We start from the raw sequence: 21,745 nt of genomic DNA on the forward strand, positions 1-21,745 counted from the left end.
GATCGCCTTAAACGGTAGGTAAAGTGTTATTAATCAATGCAATACAATTTGCTTGTGCGAAATAGTATTAATCTGCGCACGGATCATTTCGCTGATCGGGTCTTCCGGACATTGCTCAACGAAATAACTTAAATCTGTCAGCGCAACATGTTCACATTCCAGCTGCGCGTAAATCAATCCGCGATCGCGTATTTCATACGGATCCTCAGGATTAAACTGCAGTAATGCTTCGCTGGCTCGCAGCGCCAGTTCCATTTGCCTCTCTTCCATTAGCGAAGATTTCAGCGTGTCGAGCAGTTTGCGGATCACTTCCGCGTTATCCGCTTCGTCAAGGTCCTCGTTGAACAGTTCAGCAACCGGGCTAATGTTACCCTTCAGCCACACTTCCAACGTGTGTTCATTTAACGTTTCGCCATTGAACGGGTTGATCAACCACATCTCACCTTCCAGCGATTCAATACGCAGGATCAGCTGCGTCGGGAAAATCACCGGAACCAACGGCAGATCCAGTCGGTTAGCAATCCACAATAAGATGGCACCGAGTGAAACCGCACTGCCCTGACGATTTTTCAGGACCTGGTCGAGCCATAGTGCATCAGAAAGACGGTAGACGCCGTGGGTGTCCGTAAACCCCCATTCGCCATAAAAAAGTGCCAGCAGTTTTTCCAGTTGCTCATCCTGAGACAGGAGCTGGCTAATTTCTTCTTGCGCCTGACTAACCAGACGTTCCAGTTCGTCGTAGACAGTTTGTGTTGGAAAATCCAGACGGATTGACTCCGACGCCAGGATCATCCCATCACATAACGGCGCTTTATTAAATTCGAAATCAGCTAACGACCTCATGACTTACCCCAGTAACGGTATTTTTGTGGTGGCGAGTTTAATGATGATGTACAGCACCACCAGCGCCAGCGGAAATGCGATTAATCGCGCCTGCTGGCTGCGCGCCCGACGGTAATCGAGCGCAATAAAACCCAAAACGATGTAAATGATAACCCCAAACAGCTTTTCAGTCAGCCATGTCCCCTGTTCGGTGAATGGCAGGATGTGCGTTTTAGCGATCAACGCCACGCCGCTGAGAAGTAAAACGGTATCAATGATCGGTGGCAGAATACGCGTCCAGCGCGCTGATGCCAGGCGTGTATTGGTAGAACGCCACCAAAAACGCAACGTGAGTAGCCCGACAGAAAGCACGATGCTAACGAGATGAACAGTGAGTAGCGTGCTGAACGAATTCATGATGGGATGCGCCCGAGCGTAATCCGCTCGTTGCCGCCATAGTCACGACAGGTTTCAACCGCCTGGTAACCTGCGCGGGTAAACGCATCGCGTACCGCCTCACCCTGCTGCCAGCCATGTTCCAGCAACAGATAACCACCCGTGGTCAACACACGGCGGGACTGGTCGATGATAAGCATGATATCCGCCAGACCGCTCGCGCCTGCGACCAGCGCCGACAGTGGCTCAAAGCGCACATCGCCCTGTGCCAGATGCGGATCCTGCTCATCGATGTATGGCGGGTTACTGACGATCATCTCAAACTGTTGTCCCGACAAGGCGCTGAACCAGTCGCTTTGCAACACACGCACATTGTCGATGGCCAGATTCAGTCGATTGCGGTTTGCCAGTTCTACGGCATCCTGCATGCGGTCAACTGCTGTCACCGTGCAATCCGGACGCTCAGACGCCAGCGCCAGCGCGATGGCACCAGTACCAGTGCCCAGATCAAGAATACGGCACGGCGAGGCAGGCAAACGCGCCAATGCCTGTTCAACCAGACACTCGGTATCCGGACGCGGAATGAGCGTGGCGGGTGAAACAAACAGCGGCAGCGACCAGAATTCACGAACACCGGTTAAGTGCGCGACGGGTTCCCCCCGCTGACGGCGCGCCACCAGCGCGTTCAGCTGTTCACACTGCGCTTCGGTTAATTGCGTTTCGCCAAAAGCCAGAATATAGGTTCGCCCTTTGCCTGTGACGAACTCAAGTATGATCTCGGCATCACGGCGTGGACTTTCACTGGTCTGTAACTGGCTGATTGCTTCACGCAACCATTGCTGATAATCCATTAATCTTGCTCGGACAACGCCGCCAACTGATCGGCCTGATATTCCTGGACAATCGGCTCAATAAGCATATCCAGTTTACCTTCCATCGCTTCATCCAGACGGTACAGCGTCAGGTTGATGCGGTGATCGGTCACACGCCCCTGCGGGAAGTTATAGGTACGATTGCGATCGCTACGATCGCCGCTGCCCAACAGGTTACGCCGCTCAGAGGCTTCCGCCTGTTGACGTCTGGCCACTTCGGCGGCACGAATACGCGCCCCCAACACCGACATCGCTTTCGCTTTGTTTTTATGCTGCGAACGTTCGTCCTGACACTCCACCACGATACCAGTTGGCAAGTGAGTAATACGGATTGCTGAGTCGGTGGTGTTAACGTGCTGACCACCCGCCCCCGATGACCGGAAAGTATCAATTCGCAGATCGGCTGGATTGATATCCGGCAACTCTGCGTCCGGCAGTTCCGGCATCACCGCTACTGTACAGGCAGAAGTATGGATACGTCCCTGAGATTCGGTCGCCGGAACGCGCTGTACGCGATGACCACCGGACTCAAATTTCAGTCGACCGTAGACACCGTCGCCGCTGACTTTAGCAATAATTTCTTTGTAGCCACCATGTTCGCCTTCGTTGGCGCTCATGATCTCTACCCGCCAGCGACGCGATTCAGCATAACGGCTGTACATGCGGAACAAATCACCCGCAAACAGTGCCGCTTCATCACCACCGGTTCCCGCACGCACTTCAAGGAAGGCGTTACGTTCATCATCAGGATCGGTTGGCAACAGCAGAACCTGCAGATGCTGTTCCAGTTGTTCACATTTTTCTTTTGCTTCGCGCAGTTCATCCTGCGCCATTTCACGCATTTCAGGATCGTCGAGCATCATCTGTGCCGTTTCGATATCTTCCTGAACCTGTTGCCAGTCCGTAAAACAACGGGAAACATCACTTAATTGCGCATATTCGCGCGACAATGCACGAAAACGTTCCTGGTCTGCGATGGTTCCCGCATCACCGAGCAGCGCCTGAACTTCTTCATGGCGTTCATGCAGGGCTTCCAGTTTGGCAACGATAGAAGGCTTCATAGGCGTAAATGCACCCTGTAAAAAATGAGATTGGTGTACTGCTACTCCAGCCCGAGGCTGTCGCGCAGAATATTCAGGCGTTCACTGTCCCCGTCACGGGCGGCCTGTTGAAGTGATTTAGTTGGTGCGTGGATCAGGCGGTTAGTCAGCTTCCACGCCAGGTCCTGCATAATGGCTTGCGCATCACCGCCCTGTTCCAGAGCTGCCAACGCTTTGGCGGTCAGTTCATCACGGATTTGTTCAGACTGGCTGCGATAATCGCGGATGGTCTCGCTTGCGCTTTGTGCTCGCAGCCAGGCCATAAACTCGCTGGTTTCCTGCGCCACGATGGTTTCCGCTTCCACGGCGGCCGCTTTGCGCTGCGCCAGGTTATGCGAAATGATGCTTTGCAGGTCGTCAACACTGTACAAATAGGCGTTGGACAGTTTGCCCACTTCCGGTTCAACGTCGCGCGGTACCGCAATATCAACCAGCAGCATAGGCTGATTACGGCGATTTTTTAGCGCACGTTCGACCATCCCCTTGCCGATTATCGGCAGCGGGCTGGCGGTAGAACTGATAATAATATCGGCATCCTGTAAGCGGGCATCAATATCGCTCAGAGAAATCACCTCGGCGCCGACTTCATCGGCCAGCACCTGCGCACGCTCACGTGTGCGGTTAGCGATGATCATCTTCTTCACTTTGTGCTCACGCAGATGTCGCGCCACCAGTTCGATGGTCTCGCCGGCACCCACTAACAACACCGTTACCGTGGAAAGGGATTCAAAGATCTGACGCGCCAGCGTACAGGCAGCAAAGGCGACTGACACCGCGCTGGCACCGATATCTGTTTCTGTGCGTACACGTTTCGCGACGGAGAATGATTTCTGGAACATACGTTCCAGCGCACTGGCGTTCAGGTGGCCTTTTTGCGAATCCGCAAACGCTTTTTTCACCTGACCGAGAATCTGTGGTTCACCGAGCACCAGTGAATCCAGACCACTGGCAACGCGCATCAGATGGCTGACAGCATCGTTGTCCTGGTGCCAGTAGAGGCTACTGCGCAGATCTTCTTCGTTCAGATTGTGGTACTCACACAGCCAGCGAATCAGCGCTTCCTGCAGGTTATCCTGCTCTTCTACGCTGAGATACAGCTCTGTGCGGTTACACGTCGACAGCACTACCCCGCCCTGCACCATTGGCTGCGCAAGCAGGCTGTCCAGCGCCTGATCGAGCGTGTCCGGCGAAAACGTTACGCGTTCTCGCAGCGATACAGGTGCCGTTTTATGGTTAATACCAAGCGCTAAAAGGGTCATGTGTGCGGGAATAGTACCAGCGTTGATAAGGTTAGACTGCGTGCATCATACAGGATGCGTGCGGCCAATAAAAGAGACTGCCCCCTTTTGGAGTAATAGCTTACGGTTTAAATTAAGATAACGTGACCGTAGACGATATTCACGGTCGGCGCTAGCATTAAGGGTTATAACTGCAACCGCTGGCATGATTTTGCTGGATGGCGAAAAACGCGTCTTACCCGACCTGCGGATTCAGTTTGTAGGCCTGATAAGCGCCGCGCCATCAGGCAATTAATGCACCGTATTACAAGGATTTGTCATCATTATGACCCTGCCTGATTTTCGCCTGATCCGTCTGTTGCCGCTGGCAAGCCTGGTTCTCACCGCCTGTGCGCTCAACGCGCCGAAAGGCCCCGGCAAAAGCCCCGACTCTCCACAGTGGCGCCAGCACCAGCAGGAAGTACGCGCACTGAACCAATATCAGACACGCGGTGCGTTTGCCTATATTTCCGACCAGCAGAAAGTGTATGCCCGCTTTTTCTGGCAGCAAACTGGCCAGGATCGCTATCGCCTTCTGCTGACCAATCCGTTGGGTAGTACCGAACTGGAACTGAACGCGCAACCGGGCAACGTGGAACTCGTCGACAACAAAGGGAAGCACTACACCGCTGACGACGCTGAAGAAATGATCGGCAAACTGACCGGGATGCCCATCCCGCTGAACAGCCTGCGCCAGTGGATCCTTGGCTTGCCAGGCGATGCAACAGATTACAAACTCGACGATCAATACCGCCTGAGCGAAGTGAATTACAGTAAAGACGGTAAAAGCTGGAAAGTCGTGTACAGCGCCTACGACAGCAAAACGCAGCCGGCGATGCCGGCAAATATGGAGCTGTCCGACGGCGACCAGCGCATTAAGCTGAAAATGGATAACTGGATTGTGAAATGATGACCCACTGGCCCTCTCCGGCGAAACTGAATCTGTTTTTATACATCACCGGACAACGTGCGGACGGTTATCACACGCTACAAACGCTGTTTCAGTTTCTCGATTATGGCGACGAGATCAGTATCAACGTACGCAATGACGGTGAAATTCACCTGTTAACGCCTGTTGATGGTGTTGAGCATGAAGACAACCTGATTGTGCGCGCCGCACGCTTGCTCATGAAAACCGCCGCGGAACGTGGTCGCCTGCCAGCCGGCAGTGGTGCAGACATCAGCATTCTCAAGCGGCTGCCGATGGGTGGTGGTCTGGGCGGTGGCTCATCGAATGCCGCCACCGTGTTCGTGGCACTGAATCACCTATGGCAGTGTGGGTTGTCTGTAGATGAACTGGCGATAATGGGCTTAACGCTGGGTGCCGACGTACCGGTATTCGTACGCGGTCATGCAGCCTTTGCTGAAGGCGTAGGAGAAATCCTGACGCCGGTCAATCCAGCAGAAAAGTGGTACCTGGTCGCCCATCCGGGAGTCAGTATTCCAACGCCGGTGATTTTTAACGATCCTGACCTCCCGCGTAACACGCCAAAAAGGTCAATAGAAACGTTACTAAAATGTGAATTCGGCAATGATTGCGAGGTTATCGCAAGAAAACGTTTTCGCGAGGTTGATGCGGCGCTTTCCTGGCTGTTAGAATACGCGCCGTCGCGCCTGACTGGTACAGGGGCTTGTGTCTTTGCTGAATTTGACACTGAGTCCCGTGCTCGCCAGGTGCTTGAGCAAGCCCCGGATTGGCTCAAAGGCTTTGTGGCGAAAGGTGTAAACCTCTCCCCATTGCACAGAGCGCTACTCTAAATCATTTGGGTTTCAGGAAGATGGCGAGATGACGAATCGCCAGACACATACAAAGGTATGTGACTGGTGTGAGAAATTGATGCCAGCACACATGAAACGTGAATGATGCCGAGTAAGCCGGGCAAGCTGAGTTGCGGTGACAACGTCACCCTGTTCCAGACGTTGCATCGCGCTCTTTAATACACCGCCTGGAGAGGATACTGCCTGGCCCGCACAGTTTTCGGCAGATTCTTTCCACCAATGGACGCATGCCTGAGGTTCTTCTCGTGCCTGATATGAAGCTTTTTGCTGGTAACGCCACCCCGGAACTAGCACAACGTATTGCCAACCGCCTGTACACTTCACTCGGCGACGCCGCTGTAGGTCGCTTTAGCGACGGCGAAGTCAGCGTACAAATTAATGAAAATGTACGCGGTGGTGATATTTTCATCATCCAGTCCACTTGTGCCCCTACTAACGACAACCTGATGGAATTGGTCGTTATGGTTGATGCGCTGCGCCGTGCTTCCGCAGGCCGTATCACCGCCGTTATCCCTTACTTCGGCTATGCACGTCAGGATCGTCGCGTACGTTCTGCTCGTGTACCGATTACCGCTAAAGTCGTCGCGGACTTCCTGTCCAGCGTTGGCGTTGACCGCGTCCTCACCGTTGACCTGCATGCTGAACAGATCCAGGGCTTCTTTGATGTGCCGGTTGATAACGTATTCGGTAGCCCGATTCTGTTAGAAGACATGCTGCAGCTGAATCTGGACAACCCGATTGTGGTTTCTCCAGACATCGGTGGCGTCGTGCGTGCCCGCGCTATCGCTAAACTGCTGAACGATACCGATATGGCTATCATCGATAAACGTCGCCCACGTGCGAACGTTTCTCAGGTGATGCACATCATTGGTGACGTTGCGGGCCGTGACTGCGTGCTGGTTGATGACATGATCGATACTGGCGGTACGCTGTGTAAAGCAGCTGAAGCGCTGAAAGAACGTGGTGCCAAACGCGTATTTGCTTATGCAACTCACCCGATCTTCTCAGGTAATGCGGCAAACAACCTGCGCAACTCAGTAATTGATGAAGTCGTTGTCTGTGACACCATTCCACTGACCGACGAAATCAAAGCACTGCCAAACGTGCGTACGTTGACTCTGTCGGGTATGCTGGCCGAAGCGATTCGTCGTATCAGCAACGAAGAATCCATCTCTGCTATGTTCGAGCATTAATCGAGCCCGGCTCAAAAACCCGCTGCGGCGGGTTTTTTTATCCGTTTTATTTATTTGTATGATTTATGCCAACTTCAACTATCGTTTTTTAGATAGATGATGCGCTCATGGATGAAACATTATTGTGAACAGACTATTTTCCTCACATGTGATGCCTTTCCGCGCCCTCATCGACGCTTGTTGGAAAGAAAAGTATACCGCCTCACGTTTTACTCGTGACCTGATCGCCGGGATTACCGTTGGGATCATTGCGATTCCGCTGGCAATGGCGCTGGCAATCGGTAGTGGCGTTGCACCACAGTACGGCCTGTACACCTCGGCCGTGGCTGGGATTGTTATCGCCCTCACCGGGGGCTCACGCTTTAGCGTATCTGGCCCTACCGCCGCCTTCGTGGTGATTTTGTATCCGGTGTCGCAACAGTTTGGGCTGGCAGGTCTGCTGGTCGCCACGCTAATGTCCGGGATATTCCTGATCCTTTTCGGCCTCGCTCGCTTTGGCCGCCTGATCGAATATATTCCCGTGTCAGTCACGTTAGGCTTTACATCGGGTATTGGTATTACCATCGGTACCATGCAGATTAAAGATTTTCTCGGTTTACAGATGGCTCATGTCCCGGAGCACTACCTGCAGAAGGTCGGTGCACTGTTTATGGCATTGCCAACCATTAACTTCGGCGACGCCGCCATTGGCGTGGTCACGCTGGGGATCCTGATTTTCTGGCCGCGGCTGGGGATACGTCTGCCAGGCCACCTTCCGGCGCTGCTGGCTGGCTGTGCGGTAATGGGTATTGTTAACCTGAGCGGTGGGCATGTCGCCACTATCGGTTCCCAGTTTCACTACATTCTGGCCGATGGTTCGCAAGGCAACGGTATTCCGCAGTTGCTACCCCAACTGGTATTGCCGTGGAATATGCCAGAATCAAACTTTACGCTGAGCTGGAGCTCGTTACAGGCACTGCTACCCGCCGCCTTCTCGATGGCGATGCTGGGGGCGATTGAATCCCTGCTGTGTGCTGTCGTGCTTGATGGAATGACAGGGACGAAGCATAAAGCCAATAGTGAACTGATTGGTCAGGGCCTGGGTAATATTGTCGCCCCGTTCTTTGGTGGTATTACCGCCACCGCCGCGATTGCCCGTTCAGCAGCTAACGTTCGTGCCGGCGCAACATCGCCAATTTCTGCGGTCATTCACGCGATTCTGGTGATCCTTGCACTGCTGGTGCTAGCCCCGCTGCTCTCCTGGCTACCCCTTTCGGCAATGGCTGCCCTGCTGCTGATGGTGGCATGGAACATGAGCGAAGCGCATAAAGTTGTGGATCTGCTGCGCCACGCGCCGAAAGACGACATCATCGTCATGCTGATGTGTATGTCTTTGACGGTGCTGTTCGATATGGTTATCGCCATCAGCGTCGGTATTGTTCTCGCTTCGCTGCTGTTTATGCGCCGTATTGCGCGCATGACGCGTCTGGCTCCGGTCAACGTAGACGTACCAGACGACGTACTGGTACTACGCGTTATTGGCCCGCTATTCTTTGCCGCTGCGGAAGGATTATTTACCGATCTCGAGTCGCGTATTGCAGGCAAACGCATTGTGGTGCTGAAGTGGGACGCGGTCCCGGTACTGGATGCAGGCGGTCTGGACGCCTTCCAGCGTTTTGTTAAACGTCTGCCGGAAGGTTGTGAGCTGCGTATCAGTAACCTGGAGTTTCAGCCGCTACGCACCATGGCACGCGCGGGTATCCAACCCATCCCTGGTCGTCTGACGTTCTTCCCGAACCGCGATGCCGCGCTGGCAGATATTTAATCATACTATGTTACCGGCTTGCGCAGGCTTGCCGGTAACACTTCTCTTCTGTAAACGTGTCTGAGTTGCTATTATCCAGTTTCCCTGGTTCTGATGATATCTGCAACGATGAACGCTGATACTACATTTATATTCCGTGAGATAACCGAGGCTGATATTTCGGCCGTTCAGTCGTTTATTATCCACCATTTAAATCTCTATTTTAACGCTAACCGACCGGCACCTGAACCGCATACAGATGTATTAAATCTGCGCTCACACTACCTCCATCAACCGCGAAATCTGTTGATCGGTGCATGGAATAACCGACAGCAACTTATCGCTACGCTGGCGGTCTGCCAATACGATGACCGAATACCGGCACTGCGTGGACGCTATCAATTATCCTCAACCGCTGAAATTTGTCGCTGCTATGTCGCACAGGAATATCGTCGGCAAGGCATAGGCAGCCAACTTGTCCTGCTGGCGGAACAATTTTGCGACCGACAACAATATAAAACACGCTATCTGCACACCCATCATTTTTTACCTGGCGGCTATCAATTTTGGTTGCGAAATCACTTTACCGTCTATTTTGATGAAGGTGGAGAACAGCAAATCGTGCACATGGAAAAACATCAATAAAAATGTGACGCCGCGCAAATAATTAAATACCACAATTAATTTCGTTATTAATCGTAGTCTTCTCGGCAAAGAAAACATTAATTGATCAACATCAAACAATTCTCATTTAGTTTATCGACATTTGTGCTTTCCACATAATTAATGTCACAAGCATAAAATCAACGCATTGATTTTATTGAATTAAAAACCAAAAGTGATATCAACCCTACTTATTCAAGCGGTTGACGGGGCTATTCGATACCGATAAAGTCCCCACCGACAGTATTTCAGAATCTATTGATCATTTTGAAACGGAATATGGTGCGGATTATTTTAATCTTATGCCATAGCTGCCCCCGCAACTGTAAGCGGAAACTGAATATCACTGTGTCGTGGATTATCCACGACCGGTCACTGTAAAGAACGCATTTATGGGAAGGCCGATATTCAGATTGCCGCGAGCCAGGAGACCTGCTGTCAAGGTTGTATACATTGAGTGGACGGGATGGTCCATGGGGTGATTTATTTGACGAATGTATAATATAATTTCTGAACAAATTGGCAACAATATGCTTTATTTTCATATTATCTTGCCCGCAGTTCACGATTAGATGTCATCTATCGTCATGTGCCTGTCCCGAATTTATGGAACGAAATGAACCATGACCAGACGTTCAGATTCTGGCATGAACGGGACAACACTAATGCACGCAAAAATAACTTCTGCTTATTGCAAACTTTCACTTCTGGCACTGACTGGCGCAGCACTCTTCCTGACCAGCAATATGGCTTCTGCGGCTAAAACAGAATATCCACTGACGATCAAAAACTGTGGTAGGGATATTACGTTTAATCATGCGCCAAAACGCGTGACTACCGTTGGACAAAACAGTACTGAAATCCTCTATTCCCTGGGTCTTGCCGATCGTGTTGTTGGGACATCACTGTGGTTTGGTCCGGTACCTGAACAGTACAAAGCGGCGAATGACAAGATTGCGGTCATTGCACAAAACATCCCGAGTTTCGAAGGGATTATTGCGAAAAAACCGGATCTGGTGGCCAGTCAGTTTGAATGGCAGATTGGCCCTGCGGGCACAGTTGCCTCTTACGAACAATTTAGCGAATTACACGTTCCGGTTTATACCGCCCCAGCCGATTGCGCCAAAGACAACGAAGACGGCGGTGACGGCGTGCGTAAGAGCATGTTTGATATCGCCATGGTCTATCAGGAAATTGCCGACCTGGCGAAAATTTTTGATGTACAGGATAAAGGCAATGAGCTGATTGCCAGCCTGAAAGCACGTGAAGCCGCCGCGAAAGCGAAGATTGCCGGTATGGACAACCACGTATCTGCCGTCTTTTGGTTCTCCAGCGCCGACCTGCAGCTTGACCCCTATGTCGCCGGGAAATTTGGCCCCGCGGCGTGGATAGCGCAATCTCTTGGGGTGAAAAATGTCATTGATTCCGCTGAGGAGTGGCCAACGGTAGGTTGGGAAACCATTGCCAAAGCCAACCCATCGGTCATCCTCCTCGGCGAGATGGGCCGTCGCCGCTTCCCGGCCGATGACTGGAAAGTCAAAATGGAATACCTCACATCCGATCCTGTTACCCGGCTGATCCCGGCAGTGAAAGAAAACCACCTGCCGGTGATCGACGTGCAGACCATGAACGCGGGTATCAGAACCATTGACGGGCTGGAAAAACTCGCCGATGCGCTGGTGCAATATGGCCTGGCGCACCCTCAGACGACTCACTAACTCTCGTCGCGCGTTATGCCTTATGCGGGCATAGCGCCCTTTCGTATCCCGGGAAGTCGTAAATAATGAGCGAATTACGCAGGACGCGCCATGCCATGAGCCAGCTTGCTGGCCGGACGCTGTTCCACGCGCTATGGGTCAGCATGGTGATGTGCGGCGTCCTTCTGGCGGGCATTTCAATCGGTGAGACGGTTATCCCGTGGCGGCATGTCAGCCATACGCTGGCAAACCGCTTGTTTGATACACAGTATACGGTGGATGCGCTTGATGCCGGGATTATCTGGAACTACCGCCTGACCCGTGCGCTGGTTTCCGCCTGCTGTGGAGCCTGTCTGGCGGTCTCAGGCGTGGTTCTCCAATCGCTGCTGCGCAATGCGCTGGCCGAACCTTACCTGCTGGGGATTTCTGCCGGAGCCTCAACGGGCGCGGTGCTCATTGCTCTGACCGGACTTGGCGCAGGGATCATTTCCATGTCGCTTGGCGCGTTTATTGGCGCGCTGACGGCATTTTTGTTTGTCGCGCTATTAGCCATGGCGGCAAGGGGCAAAAGCGGCTCGGCCACCACGCAAATCATTCTCGCCGGGATTGCCAGTTCGCAGCTATTCAATGCCATTACCTCACTCATCATTACGCGTTCAGCCAATGCCGAACAGGCTCGGGGCATCATGTTCTGGCTGCTGGGCAATCTCAGCGGGGTACGCTGGCCAGATGTCGTGCTGGCCATCCCTACTGCGCTGATTGGCATCGTCGTTTGCTTTTGCTACGCCCGCCATCTGGATGCATTCTCATTTGGCGCGGAATCGGCGGCATCGCTGGGCATTCCCGTCAAACGCACCCGTGGCGTACTGATTGCCGCCGTGACAGGGATGACGGCCATCATGGTGTCAATCGTCGGCGCCATTGGCTTTGTCGGGCTGGTCATTCCCCATGCTGCGCGGTTACTGGTGGGAAATCAGCACCATCGCCTATTGCCCGTCAGCGCTCTTATTGGCGCCATTTTCCTTATCGTCGCGGATGTTATTTCACGCACCTTGCTTCCAGGACAGGTCTTGCCGATCGGCGTGATTACCGCACTGGTCGGCGCACCTGCATTTGCCATCATTTTGATACGAGGGAATCCGGGGAAATGACCGCTAATCCTGTGGTAAACGCCCAGCATCTGTACTGGGAGGTTAAAGGCAAAGCCATCGTCAATGATGTCTCTTTTCAGGTCTCGCACGGTGAGTTTGTCGGTATTATCGGCCCCAATGGTTCCGGGAAAACGTCGCTGATTTCGCTCCTGGCGGGATTACTGAAACCGTCTTCCGGGCACGTTACGCTAAATCACCAGGATATTCGTCGCTATTCACGCCGCCATCTGGCGCAAAAGGTGGCACTGGTTGAACAACAGGCTGAAACCAGCGAGCGTCTTACCGCTATTCAGGCGGTTTCGCTTGGTCGCACGCCATGGCTGAGCCTGCTGTCGCCGTGGTCGAGGAAAGACGACGATATTGTGCAGACGATGCTGGAAAAAGTCTCCCTACAAAACATGCAGCATCGCTGCTGGCATACCTTCTCCGGCGGAGAGCGTCAACGTCTGCACATCGCCAGAGCGCTGGCACAGCAGCCGCAGGTACTGCTGATGGATGAGCCGACAAACCATCTTGATATCCAGCATCAGATTGGCCTGCTCAATCTGGTTAAACGTGAAAAACTCACCGTCATCGCCGCCCTACACGACCTGAATCATGCGGCGATGTTCTGCGATCGCATCATGGTGATGAAGGCTGGACAACTGGCGATGCAGGGGCATCCTGCCGCCATTTTTACCCGTGAAAATCTTAACAGCTGGTTTGGCATCGACGCGATTGTCGAACACGCCCCCGACGACATGAGCTGTTTTATCCGTTACCAACGCCCCGCGTAAACACTGAAAGGAACCACAATGAAACGTGTTAAGCAAAGTTTGCAAATCTTATGCCTGTTAGCCTTCACCTCGACGGCTTTTGCACAAACCTACGAAGTGCTGATGAAAAACCGCGGTACAGGCGGCCCGATGGTTTATGAGCCGGACTATCTGGCGATCCAGCCTGGTGATAGCGTGAAGTTTATCCGCAAACATAAGAGCCACAATGCCGCGTCGATTGCCGAACTCTCTCCCGCCGGATACCCCGGTTTTATCGGAAAAATCGATGAAGAGATTGAAGTGAAATACGACAATGCAGGTTTCTACGGCATCAAATGTTCACCGCACTACGCGCAGGGCATGATCATGCTGATTAAAGTCGGCGACGCCGTGTTACCCGACAGCTACCGCGCGTTCAAAGCCCCTGGTCTTGCCGATAAGCGTTTTCAGGAAATTTATACCCGCCTCGATAAACAGTAACGCGGTCATAAAGGGAGAATAACGGTGGTGGATAAAAAAACGCTTAGCGAAACAATCCAAACTCAGCGACGCGATTGCCTGTGCAAGCTGACGAAATTTGTCGGCGCAGCGGGCGTGACCGCCGCCGTCTGGCCACTCATTTCCGCGCTGGGTCCGGATGATAAAACGGTGGCGGAAAATGAACCTGTTGATGTCTCCCTCGCTGGCGTAACAGCAGGCCAGACGGTGAAGCGTATCTGGCAGGGAAAACTGATCCTGATTCGCCACCGCACGGCGGAGGAGATCGCCGCGGCGCGGCAAGCTGACCTGCGTCTACTGGCCGATCCACAGGCGGATAGCGAGCGGGTGGCAGCGGCACATCCCCAGTGGCTGGTAGTACAAGGTTACTGCCCCCACGCTGGTTGTGTACCCAATGCCAACCCCAACGGCCAAGGCTGGGTCTGCCCGTGTCATGGTTCCGAGTTCGATACCTCCGGGCGCGTAACGCGAGGCCCGGCGACGGCGAATCTGGCCATCCCTGACTTTAGCGTGTCAGCTGACGGCCTGAGTCTGCGAATTGGTACGAAGGATGCCTGAGATGAAATCCGCTTATCCGTCAGCCCCCTGGTATCACCTGCAGTTTCGTCTTCCCGTCCCCCGCTCAGTCGCTGGAGTGTGGATCTTTGCTATCGGTCTCATATTGCTGGTCATGCTGGGCGTGCAAATGCTCTCCGGAATCGTGCTGGCTATGTTCTATGTGCCTACAGCGGGATCCGCTTTTGACTCTATTGTTCATATTCTGCGCGCGGTCAGACACGGTGAGCTGGTGCGCAATCTGCATGCTATTGGCGCGTCGCTTTTTTTCTTCGCCTGTTATCTGCATATTTTCCGGGCAATGTATTACAACGTTTACCGCAAACCCTATCTGAAGATGTGGGCAATCAGCGTGACGCTGTATGTGCTGTTGATGATCACTGCATTTCTCGGCTATAGCCTGATTTGGGGGCAAAAAAGCTACTGGGCCGCTACGGTCATCACCAGTTTCGCCCGGGCGATACCGTTTATTGGCGATACGCTATATACCTTTTTAGTCGGTGGCTATATGCCCGGCACGCCGACATTAGGCCGTTTTTATGTCCTTCACTTTATCATTCCCTTCGCCATTGTCGTGGTCACGATATGGCACATCCGTACCGTCCAGTCGGCGTTTGCCCACGCGCGGAAGAAAACATTTTCGCCCAAAGAGTCTCAGCGTTTGTTGTTCGATTTTCGCATCACCGAAAGCGATGCTATCAAACTCACCCTCTTTTTAATGCTGTTCGCCTGGTTTCTGTTTTTCGCGCCGCACTATCTCAGCAGCGCCGATAACTTTATTCCAGCAGACCCGACACTCACACCGGCTATCGTCGCACCTGAATGGTACTTCCTGCCTTTCTTCTCCATTTTGCGCTGCTTCCCCAATGAACTGGCAGGCATCACTGCGATGTGCGCTGCGGTACTGATTTTCTATTTTCTCCCCTGGCTGGATACGTCACACGCGCGGTTTCGCAATAACAGTCGGCTGGTTAAAACCTTTTTTTGGCTTTGGGTCGCCAATGCGCTCTTTTTGGGTTGGTTGGGTTCAAAAGCATTGGTTGGGCCGGACTTAGTTGAGGGTTTTAGCAATGACGATGGCTGGACACGCGCGGCGTCTCAGCTTTCAACAGTTATTTATTTTGCATGGTTTCTGCTTGTGCTGCCGTGCCGACGTTTACTGGAACGACAGGACTGACATCATGGCGCGATTTCTAACCACTGTAACTCTGACTCTGGCTCTTTTCTTGAGCAACGCGATTTGCGCACAGCTACCCACCGCGCAGACATGGTCGTTTAGCGGCATGAACGGTAAACACGATAGCGAACAACTGCGACGCGGGCTGCAGGTCTATGAAGAGAAATGCCGGGCCTGCCACGGTATGAAATATCTCACTTTCAAAACGTTAACTAAAGCTGGAGGGCCACAACTCAGTGAGGCGGAGGCCAAAACACTGGCCAGCGGCTACGTCTTTGCGACAATTGAAGACGACGGTCAACCCGGCGAACGGGAAGGCAATCTGAACGATGTTTTCGCGTCACCTTATCTGAATGAACAGGAAGCAAAATACCTTAATAATGGCGCGCTGCCGGTTGACCTGAGCTATATCGTTCGAGCACGGACCTACGACCGCGGGTTTCCGCGATTTTTACTGGATGCGTTCACCCCCTACACCGAGCAAGGCGCTGATTACGTTTATGCGCTGCTGACCGGGTATGCAACCGATGACCCTGAGATGAAAACCAACCGTTTTTTCCCTGGCGGGATGATTAATATGCCCAAACCGTTGGCTGACAATGACATCACCTGGGCTATGCAAACGCATGTTCCCCAAACGGAAGAACAGTACGCACGAGATGTCACCGCGTTTCTGGCGTGGGCCGCTGACCCGCAGCTTGAAAGTAGAAAACATCAGGGAGCGGTCGTTATGGGATATCTGGCGAGTATGCTGGCGTTATTAGCACTGTTACAGCGCAGGCGATCCCGCTCGCGCAGCAACGAGAAAAACTAACGACCAGTCAGCGAAACGCTGGCTGGTCTGCAGGTTATGTCAGCTCTTAGCTGTGGCGTTGGCTATCATTACGACGGCAGCGTTTGTCGTAATGGCGAACCCACCAATAACGATCGCTGATTTGTTCATGTCCCCCGACGCGGGCACCCGCCAGCCAGAGAACACCGCCAACAAAAATACTAAGCACGGCACCATGTGCGAAAAACTGTGGCAGATTAAATTGCGGTAACTGGTTTAAAATAGAGTAACCAACACCGCCGACCATCACCACCAACCCTAAAGCCATGAGCACGTTACCGAGTAACGAAGCGTTTTTGCGTTTCATGTGTCACCTCCGGAACTTTGGGTTGTTACAGGGAATACCCCTAATCCTTATGTGTAAAGTATAGACAACACTGCCATTCGCAAGTGCGCCTGTGATCACAAATACAAACACCAACGCAACAAAACTTTACAAATAAGCTACTGAACACCCTCAATTTCTAATAGTCCATTTCTGCAATTATTCAGTTTTCGGCACGACCCACGTAGTTTTTTGTCAAGCGCGTCGGCAAACAGTAAACTACACGCCGGTTATAGACACACTCAGGACAAATTACGTGGCGATTAAATTGATTGTCGGCCTGGCGAACCCCGGCGCAGAGTATGCGGCAACGCGACATAATGCAGGCGCATGGTACGTCGATTTACTGGCAGAGAGACTCCGTGCGCCCCTGCGCGATGAGCCGAAGTTCTTCGGTTACACCTCCAGAGTCACGCTTGAAGGTGAAGATGTCCGCCTGCTGGTACCGACCACATTTATGAATCTGAGCGGCAAAGCCGTTGGCGCGATGGCCAGCTTTTATCGCATTAACCCTGATGAAATTCTGGTCGCCCACGATGAATTAGATCTGCCACCTGGCGTCGCCAAATTTAAGCTGGGCGGGGGTCATGGCGGACATAATGGCCTGAAAGACATCATCAGCAAGTTAGGCAATAACCCTAACTTTCATCGTTTACGCATTGGAATCGGCCATCCGGGCGATAAAAATAAAGTTGTCGGTTTTGTTTTAGGCAAACCGCCTGTTTCAGAACAGAAGTTAATTGATGACGCCATTGACGAAGCGGCACGTTGTACCGAGATTTTATTCAAAGATGGACTGACCAAAGCAACGAGCCGGTTACACACCTTTAAAGCGCAATAAGCAGCGATGTGCGGCATTTTTCTCGCGTGCTGTGTATAATAGGCGGAGTTATTTCCATTTCTACAATCTGTTTTCCATAACAGGTTGAATATCAAAAGATTAAGGTGATTTAAACATGGGATTCAAATGCGGTATCGTCGGTTTGCCAAACGTAGGCAAATCCACCCTGTTCAACGCGCTCACAAAAGCGGGTATTGAAGCGGCAAACTTCCCGTTCTGTACTATCGAGCCGAACACGGGTGTTGTCCCGATGCCCGATCCTCGTCTGGATCAACTGGCCGAAATCGTCAAACCGCAGCGTATCCTGCCAACCACAATGGAATTTGTGGATATCGCGGGTCTGGTAAAAGGCGCATCCAAAGGTGAAGGCCTGGGTAACCAGTTCCTGACCAACATCCGTGAAACCGAAGCTATCGGTCACGTTGTTCGCTGCTTCGAAAACGACAACATTATCCACGTTAACAACAAAGTGGATCCGGCTGACGATATCGATGTTATCAACACCGAACTGGCGCTGTCCGACCTCGACACCTGCGAACGTGCTATCCACCGCGTACAGAAGAAAGCCAAAGGCGGTGATAAAGACGCTAAAGCTGAACTGGCCGCGCTGGAAAAATGCCTGCCGCAGTTGGAAAACGCGGGTATGCTGCGTGCGCTGAAAAACCTGACTGACGAAGACAAGGCAGCAATCAAGTACCTGAGCTTCCTGACGCTGAAGCCAACCATGTATATCGCCAACGTGAACGAAGACGGTTTTGAAAACAACCCGTACCTCGATAAAGTTCGCGAAATCGCCGACGCTGAAGGCTCCGTCGTGGTCGCCGTTTGTGCCGCTGTTGAAGCTGACATCGCTGAACTCGACGATGCTGACCGTGACGAATTTATGGCTGAACTGGGTCTGGAAGAGCCTGGCCTGAACCGCGTTATCCGCGCAGGCTACGAACTGCTGAACCTGCAGACCTACTTCACCGCTGGCGTGAAAGAAGTCCGTGCGTGGACCATCCCTGTCGGCGCAACTGCCCCGCAGGCAGCCGGTAAGATCCACACCGACTTCGAGAAAGGCTTTATCCGCGCACAAACCATCGCATTTGAAGACTTCATCACCTATAAAGGTGAGCAAGGTGCGAAAGAAGCCGGCAAGATGCGTGCAGAAGGTAAAGATTACATCGTTAAAGATGGCGATGTGATGAACTTCCTGTTCAACGTCTAAATCATTTCTGCTGACTGATGAGGTTCCATCGAACCTCATCAGTCCAGAGAGACAAAAAACCACGCGATTGCGTGGTTTTTTGTCTCTCTGGTTTACTCAGAACAGCCGTATTACATTCCCTGATACAAAGGACCTTCGCCTCCCTGAGGAGCCGTCCAGGTGATATTTTGCGTTGGGTCTTTAATATCACAAGCCTTACAGTGCAGGCAGTTCTGCGCATTAATTTGCAGATGAGGTTGCTGCTCCAGCTCGACAATTTCATAGACACCCGCCGGACAGTAACGTGTCTCCGGGGCCGCGTACAACGGCAGATTGACCGTGAGCGGGATACGCTCATCTTTCAACCTCAGATGACAAGGCTGATCTTCTTCATGGTTAGTATTCGACAAAAACACCGATGAAGAGCGGTCGAATGTCAGCACGCCGTCAGGCTTTGGATAGTTAATCTTCGCCTCGCTGGAAGCGGGTTTGAGTGCCTGATGATCGCTTTGTTTCAGTGCTAACGTCCACGGTGTATGGCCTTTCAAAAACAGTTGTTCCGCACCAAATAAGAGAGAGCCTGTATACAGCCCCTTCTTCATATAGGGTTTAAAGTTACGCGTTTGGTATAGTTCGCGGTACAGCCAACTGTCCTGGAAGCCCTGCTGATAAACCGCGGCCAGAGTCGCTTCATCTGCCAGATATTGCCCCTGAGCCTGTGCGATGTCTAAAGCCTCGAGAGTCGCCCGGGCGGCCAACATTCCACTTTTAATGGCGCAGTGGCTGCCTTTGATTCGTGCGGCGTTTAAAAATCCAGCGTTATCGCCAAGAAGTGCCCCCCCTTTAAAGCTCAGTATCGGCAGTGAAGACAATCCTCCCGCAACCATCGTTCTGGCACCATAACTGAGGCGCTTCCCCTGCTGCAGATGCGCAGAAATGGCCGGATGCGTTTTCAAACGTTGAAACTCTTCAAACGGTGACAACCACGGATTACTGTAATTCAGCCCAACAACCAATCCCACCGCGACCAGGTTATCGCCATAATGGTAGACAAAGCCACCGCCGTAGGTTGCTGCACCCAACGGCCAACCGGCACAATGCACCACCAGCCCCGGTTGATGCTGCTCCGGGGGAACTTGCCACACTTCTTTCAACCCCAGTCCGTAGGTCTGGGGGGCGCAATCCCGGTCTAGTGCGAACGTCTCAATTACTGTTTTTCCTAGCTGTCCACGGCATCCTTCAGCAAAAAGCGTGGTTCTGGCGAGCAGGTTGATCCCTTGCTGATACTGCGCAGTCGGCTGACCTGATTTATCCAGCCCCATATCACCGGTAGCGACACCGATTACTGCACCCTGTTCATCATAAAGCACCTCAGACCCCGTAAATCCGGCAAAGACTTCGACGCCCAGTTGTTCCGCCTGCTGGGCAAGGGTCTGGCACACAAGACCAAGGCTCCCAATCACATTGCCATGATTTTTAAAGCATTCAGGTAAAAATATTTGCGGTACACGAATCTGCTTTTGGGCACCCAAAAACAAAAAACGATCTTCCGTCACTGGCGTTAGCGGTAATGACAGCTTTTGTTGCCAGCCCGGCAGCAGTTCATTCAATCCAACAGGATCAATGACCGCTCCGGACAATATATGTGCACCAATGCTGGCTCCTTTGTCGATCAGGCAAACGGAAAGCGTTTGCTGGCGCTGTGCCGCCAGTTGCTTCAGATGAATCGCCGCCGCCAGCCCCGATGGACCGCCCCCCACAATCAGGACATCAAACTCCATTGCCTCACGGATCTTTTGGGTGTCGAGCGCTGACCTGTCTGGATGCATAATTCCTCCTGAGAAAGAAAAAACGTGATGGGGCATGGCGGGTTACGCCAGCGCTTTCTCCAGCTCGGGTAAAATCTGGAACAGATCGCCTTCGATACCGTAATCTGCAATCTGGAAAATCGGCGCCTCTTTATCTTTATTAATGGCGACAATTAATTTGCTTTCTTTCATGCCCGCCAAATGTTGTATCGCACCGGAAATACCTACGGCGATATAGAGGTCGGGGGCAATAATTTTACCAGTCTGCCCTACCTGATAATCATTAGGCACAAAACCGGCGTCAACGGCGGCACGGGATGCGCCAATTGCTGCACCAAGCTTGTCGGCAATGGTCTCAATAAGTTGAAAATTCTCTTTCGCACTCAGTCCGCGCCCCCCCGAAATGACGATTTTTGAAGTACTCAGTTCCGGACGAGAAAACGGCGTAAGTGATTGGCTCACATGGCGTGACAATGCCAGCGCGGCGGTTGGTTGAACCGGCGTTACCCGTACGTCATTCCCGGCATGTTGCGATGGCGTGAAGGCTGAACCGCGCACGGTAATGACCAGTTGTCCGCCATTATTGCGCACCGTTTCCAGGGCATTACCTGCATAAACTGGACGCACAAACGTATTTGCATCGCAGACTTCGGTGATATCAGAAATTTGTGCGACATCCAGCATTGCCGCTAACCGCGGTGCGATATTTTTTCCGTATCCGGTCGCCGGTAAAAGTACATGGGTGAAATCAGTCACCAGGGGGACAACCGCTGCGCACACCTCTTCCGCCAGAAGGCTGGCGTAATGAGGTGCGTCACAAACCAGTATTTCCGTGATCCCACCGAGGGTTCGCGCGGCATCCACAACGTTTTGGCACTGATGGCCCACAATCAGCAAGTGAACCCTCCCCTCGCCGCCGGCCGCAATGTGCTGCGCCGCAGTGAGCGTTGTCAGGGTGCTGCTTTTGAGCGTCTGATTATCGTGTTCGGCAATAACAAGAATTGATGTCTGACTCATTTCGGCATCCTCTAA

22 protein-coding genes and 1 riboswitch are annotated in these 21,745 nt (G+C 52.6%); of the genes, 14 read left to right on the top strand and 8 right to left on the bottom strand.

Annotation, left to right across the window (positions count from 1 at the left end; all coding sequences use genetic code 11):
- Positions 1 to 33: 33 nt before the first annotated feature.
- From sirB1 to hemA, 5 genes are read right to left on the bottom strand one after another with little or no spacing between them, the layout of a single operon-like run.
- Positions 34 to 843, bottom strand: coding sequence for an invasion regulator SirB1 (sirB1, locus tag NNO08_RS05500; RefSeq protein WP_202038490.1), 810 nt, complete (start codon positions 841 to 843; stop codon positions 34 to 36).
- A 3-nt stretch (positions 844 to 846) separates the two neighbouring features.
- Complete coding sequence (gene sirB2 / locus NNO08_RS05505; RefSeq protein WP_271440916.1) at positions 847 to 1,239, bottom strand: invasion regulator SirB2; 393 nt, start codon at positions 1,237 to 1,239, stop codon at positions 847 to 849.
- Positions 1,236 to 2,069 (bottom strand): peptide chain release factor N(5)-glutamine methyltransferase, encoded by an 834-nt coding sequence (gene prmC / locus NNO08_RS05510; protein WP_271456312.1) that lies wholly within the window; start codon positions 2,067 to 2,069, stop codon positions 1,236 to 1,238. Before prmC ends, sirB2 begins: the two co-directional genes overlap by 4 nt.
- Positions 2,069 to 3,151, bottom strand: a complete 1,083-nt coding sequence (prfA, locus tag NNO08_RS05515; RefSeq protein ID WP_271440914.1) for a peptide chain release factor 1 — start codon at positions 3,149 to 3,151, stop codon at positions 2,069 to 2,071. Before prfA ends, prmC begins: the two co-directional genes overlap by 1 nt.
- A gap of 41 nt (positions 3,152 to 3,192) precedes the next feature.
- A complete protein-coding gene (hemA, locus tag NNO08_RS05520) occupies positions 3,193 to 4,449 on the bottom strand; it encodes a glutamyl-tRNA reductase (RefSeq protein WP_040233235.1) in 1,257 nt (418 codons plus the stop codon).
- A 304-nt stretch (positions 4,450 to 4,753) separates the two neighbouring features.
- Between hemA and lolB the strand changes: the two genes are divergently transcribed.
- The 12 genes from lolB (at position 4,754) to NNO08_RS05580 (ending at position 16,532) form a co-directional block, all read left to right on the top strand.
- The gene (gene lolB / locus NNO08_RS05525; protein ID WP_271456313.1) at positions 4,754 to 5,377 is read left to right on the top strand and encodes a lipoprotein insertase outer membrane protein LolB; all 624 of its coding nucleotides are present in this window, start codon (positions 4,754 to 4,756) and stop codon (positions 5,375 to 5,377) included.
- Positions 5,374 to 6,225 carry a 4-(cytidine 5'-diphospho)-2-C-methyl-D-erythritol kinase gene (gene ispE, locus NNO08_RS05530; RefSeq protein WP_271456314.1) on the top strand — a complete coding sequence of 284 codons (852 nt, stop codon included), beginning with the start codon at positions 5,374 to 5,376 and terminating at the stop codon, positions 6,223 to 6,225. The genes lolB and ispE overlap by 4 nt, the downstream gene beginning before the upstream one ends.
- Before the next feature lie 266 nt (positions 6,226 to 6,491).
- Positions 6,492 to 7,439, top strand: coding sequence for a ribose-phosphate diphosphokinase (prs, locus tag NNO08_RS05535; RefSeq protein WP_001518537.1), 948 nt, complete (start codon positions 6,492 to 6,494; stop codon positions 7,437 to 7,439).
- A gap of 124 nt (positions 7,440 to 7,563) precedes the next feature.
- Positions 7,564 to 9,243 carry a C4-dicarboxylic acid transporter DauA gene (gene dauA / locus NNO08_RS05540; protein ID WP_137381682.1) on the top strand — a complete coding sequence of 560 codons (1,680 nt, stop codon included), beginning with the start codon at positions 7,564 to 7,566 and terminating at the stop codon, positions 9,241 to 9,243.
- A gap of 108 nt (positions 9,244 to 9,351) precedes the next feature.
- Positions 9,352 to 9,867 carry a GNAT family N-acetyltransferase gene (locus tag NNO08_RS05545; protein WP_271440911.1) on the top strand — a complete coding sequence of 172 codons (516 nt, stop codon included), beginning with the start codon at positions 9,352 to 9,354 and terminating at the stop codon, positions 9,865 to 9,867.
- Positions 9,868 to 10,109: 242 nt separating this feature from the next.
- Positions 10,110 to 10,339, top strand: a riboswitch (cobalamin riboswitch).
- A gap of 211 nt (positions 10,340 to 10,550) precedes the next feature.
- Positions 10,551 to 11,603 (top strand): ABC transporter substrate-binding protein, encoded by a 1,053-nt coding sequence (locus tag NNO08_RS05550; RefSeq protein WP_271456315.1) that lies wholly within the window; start codon positions 10,551 to 10,553, stop codon positions 11,601 to 11,603.
- A 65-nt stretch (positions 11,604 to 11,668) separates the two neighbouring features.
- Positions 11,669 to 12,733, top strand: a complete 1,065-nt coding sequence (locus NNO08_RS05555) for a FecCD family ABC transporter permease (RefSeq protein ID WP_271440909.1) — start codon at positions 11,669 to 11,671, stop codon at positions 12,731 to 12,733.
- Positions 12,730 to 13,509: an ABC transporter ATP-binding protein gene (locus NNO08_RS05560; RefSeq protein ID WP_271440908.1), complete on the top strand. Its 780-nt coding sequence runs from the start codon at positions 12,730 to 12,732 to the stop codon at positions 13,507 to 13,509. Before NNO08_RS05555 ends, NNO08_RS05560 begins: the two co-directional genes overlap by 4 nt.
- Positions 13,510 to 13,527: 18 nt before the next feature.
- Positions 13,528 to 13,968 (top strand): pseudoazurin, encoded by a 441-nt coding sequence (locus NNO08_RS05565; RefSeq protein WP_202038479.1) that lies wholly within the window; start codon positions 13,528 to 13,530, stop codon positions 13,966 to 13,968.
- Positions 13,969 to 13,992: 24 nt separating this feature from the next.
- The gene (gene petA / locus NNO08_RS05570) at positions 13,993 to 14,544 is read left to right on the top strand and encodes a ubiquinol-cytochrome c reductase iron-sulfur subunit (RefSeq protein WP_005122337.1); all 552 of its coding nucleotides are present in this window, start codon (positions 13,993 to 13,995) and stop codon (positions 14,542 to 14,544) included.
- Between the two features lies 1 nt (position 14,545).
- Positions 14,546 to 15,718: a cytochrome b gene (locus tag NNO08_RS05575; protein ID WP_271440906.1), complete on the top strand. Its 1,173-nt coding sequence runs from the start codon at positions 14,546 to 14,548 to the stop codon at positions 15,716 to 15,718.
- 4 nt (positions 15,719 to 15,722) lie between these two features.
- The gene (locus NNO08_RS05580) at positions 15,723 to 16,532 is read left to right on the top strand and encodes a cytochrome c1 (protein WP_271440905.1); all 810 of its coding nucleotides are present in this window, start codon (positions 15,723 to 15,725) and stop codon (positions 16,530 to 16,532) included.
- 46 nt (positions 16,533 to 16,578) lie between these two features.
- On the opposite strand, the gene ychH is transcribed toward NNO08_RS05580, so the two are convergent.
- The gene (gene ychH / locus NNO08_RS05585; protein WP_048211449.1) at positions 16,579 to 16,857 is read right to left on the bottom strand and encodes a stress-induced protein YchH; all 279 of its coding nucleotides are present in this window, start codon (positions 16,855 to 16,857) and stop codon (positions 16,579 to 16,581) included.
- A gap of 274 nt (positions 16,858 to 17,131) precedes the next feature.
- On the opposite strand from ychH, the gene pth reads away from it, so the two are divergent.
- Together pth and ychF are read left to right on the top strand one after the other, a co-directional pair.
- Complete coding sequence (gene pth / locus NNO08_RS05590; RefSeq protein WP_137381674.1) at positions 17,132 to 17,716, top strand: aminoacyl-tRNA hydrolase; 585 nt, start codon at positions 17,132 to 17,134, stop codon at positions 17,714 to 17,716.
- Between the two features lie 115 nt (positions 17,717 to 17,831).
- Positions 17,832 to 18,926 (top strand): redox-regulated ATPase YchF, encoded by a 1,095-nt coding sequence (gene ychF, locus NNO08_RS05595; RefSeq protein WP_005122324.1) that lies wholly within the window; start codon positions 17,832 to 17,834, stop codon positions 18,924 to 18,926.
- A 110-nt stretch (positions 18,927 to 19,036) separates the two neighbouring features.
- On the opposite strand, the gene NNO08_RS05600 is transcribed toward ychF, so the two are convergent.
- Both NNO08_RS05600 and NNO08_RS05605 read right to left on the bottom strand, forming a co-directional pair.
- A complete protein-coding gene (locus NNO08_RS05600; protein WP_271456316.1) occupies positions 19,037 to 20,734 on the bottom strand; it encodes an electron transfer flavoprotein-ubiquinone oxidoreductase in 1,698 nt (565 codons plus the stop codon).
- 42 nt (positions 20,735 to 20,776) lie between these two features.
- Complete coding sequence (locus tag NNO08_RS05605) at positions 20,777 to 21,730, bottom strand: electron transfer flavoprotein subunit alpha/FixB family protein (RefSeq protein ID WP_271456317.1); 954 nt, start codon at positions 21,728 to 21,730, stop codon at positions 20,777 to 20,779.
- Between the last annotated feature and the right edge of the window lie 15 nt (positions 21,731 to 21,745).

The organism is Citrobacter sp. Igbk 17, assembly GCF_028069775.1.
In the GTDB taxonomy this organism is placed as follows: domain Bacteria; phylum Pseudomonadota; class Gammaproteobacteria; order Enterobacterales; family Enterobacteriaceae; genus Citrobacter.

Coding starts and splice junctions, on each gene's coding strand:
- NNO08_RS05555 (WP_271440909.1), top strand. CDS start 11,669: ATGAGCGAATTACGCAGGACGCGCCATGCCATGAGCCAGCTTGCTGGC.
- NNO08_RS05560 (WP_271440908.1), top strand. CDS start 12,730: ATGACCGCTAATCCTGTGGTAAACGCCCAGCATCTGTACTGGGAGGTT.
- NNO08_RS05565 (WP_202038479.1), top strand. CDS start 13,528: ATGAAACGTGTTAAGCAAAGTTTGCAAATCTTATGCCTGTTAGCCTTC.
- ychH (WP_048211449.1), bottom strand. CDS start 16,857: ATGAAACGCAAAAACGCTTCGTTACTCGGTAACGTGCTCATGGCTTTA.
- NNO08_RS05600 (WP_271456316.1), bottom strand. CDS start 20,734: ATGCATCCAGACAGGTCAGCGCTCGACACCCAAAAGATCCGTGAGGCA.
- NNO08_RS05550 (WP_271456315.1), top strand. CDS start 10,551: ATGCACGCAAAAATAACTTCTGCTTATTGCAAACTTTCACTTCTGGCA.
- NNO08_RS05605 (WP_271456317.1), bottom strand. CDS start 21,730: ATGAGTCAGACATCAATTCTTGTTATTGCCGAACACGATAATCAGACG.
- NNO08_RS05545 (WP_271440911.1), top strand. CDS start 9,352: ATGAACGCTGATACTACATTTATATTCCGTGAGATAACCGAGGCTGAT.
- ychF (WP_005122324.1), top strand. CDS start 17,832: ATGGGATTCAAATGCGGTATCGTCGGTTTGCCAAACGTAGGCAAATCC.
- sirB2 (WP_271440916.1), bottom strand. CDS start 1,239: ATGAATTCGTTCAGCACGCTACTCACTGTTCATCTCGTTAGCATCGTG.
- lolB (WP_271456313.1), top strand. CDS start 4,754: ATGACCCTGCCTGATTTTCGCCTGATCCGTCTGTTGCCGCTGGCAAGC.
- ispE (WP_271456314.1), top strand. CDS start 5,374: ATGATGACCCACTGGCCCTCTCCGGCGAAACTGAATCTGTTTTTATAC.
- hemA (WP_040233235.1), bottom strand. CDS start 4,449: ATGACCCTTTTAGCGCTTGGTATTAACCATAAAACGGCACCTGTATCG.
- NNO08_RS05580 (WP_271440905.1), top strand. CDS start 15,723: ATGGCGCGATTTCTAACCACTGTAACTCTGACTCTGGCTCTTTTCTTG.
- prfA (WP_271440914.1), bottom strand. CDS start 3,151: ATGAAGCCTTCTATCGTTGCCAAACTGGAAGCCCTGCATGAACGCCAT.
- NNO08_RS05575 (WP_271440906.1), top strand. CDS start 14,546: ATGAAATCCGCTTATCCGTCAGCCCCCTGGTATCACCTGCAGTTTCGT.
- sirB1 (WP_202038490.1), bottom strand. CDS start 843: ATGAGGTCGTTAGCTGATTTCGAATTTAATAAAGCGCCGTTATGTGAT.
- prmC (WP_271456312.1), bottom strand. CDS start 2,069: ATGGATTATCAGCAATGGTTGCGTGAAGCAATCAGCCAGTTACAGACC.